Annotated in this window: 3 protein-coding genes; 1 reads left to right on the plus strand and 2 read right to left on the minus strand. The window is 69.4% G+C overall.

The window, feature by feature from the left end:
- Positions 1 to 389, minus strand: a 389-nt coding sequence (locus GX015_RS05470) for a tetrahydrofolate dehydrogenase/cyclohydrolase catalytic domain-containing protein (RefSeq protein WP_291343410.1), incomplete at its 3' end; no start/stop codon positions are given.
- A gap of 319 nt (positions 390 to 708) precedes the next feature.
- Here GX015_RS05470 and GX015_RS05475 point away from each other — a divergent pair.
- The gene (locus GX015_RS05475; RefSeq protein ID WP_291343411.1) at positions 709 to 2,091 is read left to right on the plus strand and encodes an FAD-dependent oxidoreductase; all 1,383 of its coding nucleotides are present in this window, start codon (positions 709 to 711) and stop codon (positions 2,089 to 2,091) included.
- A gap of 65 nt (positions 2,092 to 2,156) precedes the next feature.
- Here GX015_RS05475 and GX015_RS05480 read toward each other — a convergent pair whose 3' ends face one another.
- Positions 2,157 to 2,666, minus strand: a complete 510-nt coding sequence (locus tag GX015_RS05480; RefSeq protein ID WP_291343413.1) for a tRNA (cytidine(34)-2'-O)-methyltransferase — start codon at positions 2,664 to 2,666, stop codon at positions 2,157 to 2,159.
- Positions 2,667 to 2,681 lie beyond the last annotated feature (15 nt).

The raw sequence follows: 2,681 nt of genomic DNA on the forward strand, positions 1-2,681 counted from the left end.
AGCTTGCCCAGGTTCACCGGGTGCAGGCCGTCGGCGTCCTTGTCCGGGTCGATGAGGCCCAGGATGCGGTTCTCGTCGAGGTGCTTCGGCAGCGGCAGCTGCACGATGTAGCCGGTGCAGGCGTCGTCGGCGTTGAGTTCGGCGATGACCGCCTCGAGCTCCTCCTGGGTGGTCTCGGCCGGCAGGTCGCGGCGGATCGAGGCGATGCCGATCTGCTCGCAGTCGCGGTGCTTCATCTTCACGTAGGAGTGGCTGCCCGCGTCATCGCCCACCAGCACGGTGGCCAGGCCCGGCGTCACGCCGGCTTCCTTCAGTTTCGTCACCCGCGCGGCGAGATCCCGGAAAATCTCGTCGCGGTACATGTTGCCGTCAAGCTTCGTCGCCGTCATGGCTCCCAGTATGGCAAAGGCCCGGCGGAAAACAGCACATGACCGCCGTCTGTCCGGAGGGAAGCCGGGTCGGGCGCGCGACGGCCCCATGAGCGGGGCTGGCGGCGGGGACGGTGGCCGGGCACGGAAATTGACTTCTCGCCAATGGAATGGACGGGACGTTCCATGCGTTGCGCCGGCAGAAGGCCATAAGTCTTGCCATTTTCGACGAACGGACCGTTCCACCGTGAACACCGGCACCACCACCGCCCAGTCCGCCGACGACTCGACCGAGGAGAAGGCGCCCTCCCCCGCGGGCTCCCCCTCCTCCTCCGCGTCCCTGTCCCTCGATGTCCTCGTCGTCGGGTTCGGCAAGGCGGGCAAGACCATTGCCATGAAGCGCGCGAAGGCCGGCGACCGCGTGGCCATCGTGGAGAAGTCGCCCTCCATGTACGGCGGCACGTGCATCAACATCGCCTGCGTGCCCACCAAGACTTTGCTCGTCTCCGCCGAGCGGCATGCGCATTCGCTTGACGACGACCACGATTCCGCGTTCGACGGTGCCCGCGACCACCGGGACGGGTTCATCGCGAAGCTCAATTCGGCCAACGAGGACATGGCGCGCGACGCCGGCGTGATGATCATCGACGGCCGCGCCCGCTTCACCGGCCCCCGCACCGTGGAGGTCACCGGCGGCGACGACGTGCTGTTCATCTCCGCGGAGACGGTGGTCATCAACGTCGGTTCCGTGCCGGTCATGCCACCGATCGACGGCATCGACGGCCCGCGCGTCACCGATTCGACCGGCATCCAGGCGCTGGCCGAGCGCCCCGCCGCGCTGACCATCGTCGGCGGCGGCCCGATCGGCTTGGAGTTCGCCACGATGTTCGCGGATTTCGGGACGACCGTCACCGTCCTCGACGGCGCCGACGAGTTCCTCGGCCGCTACGACCGCGACGTCGCCGCGACGGTCCACGAGCATCTGGCCTCGGGAGGCATCCAGATCATCTCCGGCGCGAAGGCCACCGGTTTCGCCGACGACGGCGGCGCCGAGGGCTCGCAGCCCGTGACGGTCACGTACGAGACCAGCGGCGGTGAGGAAAGCACCGTGCGCGCCGACCGCGTGCTCGTCGCCGTCGGCCGCCGCCCGGCCACCGACGACCTCGGCCTCGACGCCGCGGGCATCGAGATCAATGACCGTGGCGCCATCCCCGTCGACGAGCACCTGCGCACGGGCATCGACGGCGTCTACGCGGTCGGCGACGTCAACGGCGGCCCGCAGTTCACGTACGTCTCCTACGACGACCACCGCGTGGTCATGTCCGACCGCTGGGGCGACGGCTCGCGCACGGCCGAGGACCGCGTCATCCCCACCACCACGTTCATCGACCCACCGCTGTCCACGGTGGGCCTCGGAGAGGACGCCGCTCGCGAGGAGGTCGAGGGCCGCGGACACGAGCTCGAGGTCATGGTCGCCGACGTCGCGGATCTGGCGATCGTCCCGCGCCCGAAGATCCTGGGCAACCCGGCAGGCATGGTGAAATTCCTCGTCGACCGCGACGCCGACCGCATCGTCGGCGCCTCCCTGTTCTGCGTTGATTCGCAGGAGCTGATCAACACCGTCGCCGTCGCCATCGCCCGGGACGTCCCCGCCTCCGGCCTCGGCTCGGGCATCTACACCCACCCGTCGACGTCCGAGGTGTTCAACGCGATGCTCGAATAGGGCTCGAATCGGGGCGAGTCACTTCCCGGAGCGTCCCTCCCTCAGCCCCCCTCCAGGTGCTGCCCTCACTTCCCCTCGGGGAAGCCCATCTGCCGCCACACCTCGTACGCGGCCACCGCCGCGGCATTGGACAGGTTCATGCTGCGCCGCCCGGGGATCATGGGGATGCGGATCTGCTCCGTCACCCGCGGGTCCGCCAGCGCCTCGTCGGACAATCCCGTCGGCTCCGGCCCGAACAGCAGCACGTCGCCGGGCCGGTAGTCGACGTCGGCGTGCCACCGCTGACCGTGCGCCGTGAACGCGAACACGCGCGGCGCCTCATCGGTTCCGTCGGGCTGCTTTGCGACGCCGCCGTCTCCATCACCGTCGTCAAGCAAAGGAGAAGCCGGGCCCACCAGGGCCGTGAGCGCGGCGTCGAGCGAGCGATGGACGTGGACCTCCGCGAGATCGTGATAATCCAGGCCCGCGCGGCGGACGTGCTTCTCGTCGAAGTTGAAGCCCAACGGCTCCGCCAGATGCAGCGCCGCGCCCGTGCCCGCGCACATGCGGATCGCGTTGCCCGTGTTCGGCGGGATCTGCGGGCTGGCGAA

This window comes from Corynebacterium sp. (assembly GCF_012837295.1).
In the GTDB taxonomy this organism is placed as follows: domain Bacteria; phylum Actinomycetota; class Actinomycetes; order Mycobacteriales; family Mycobacteriaceae; genus Corynebacterium.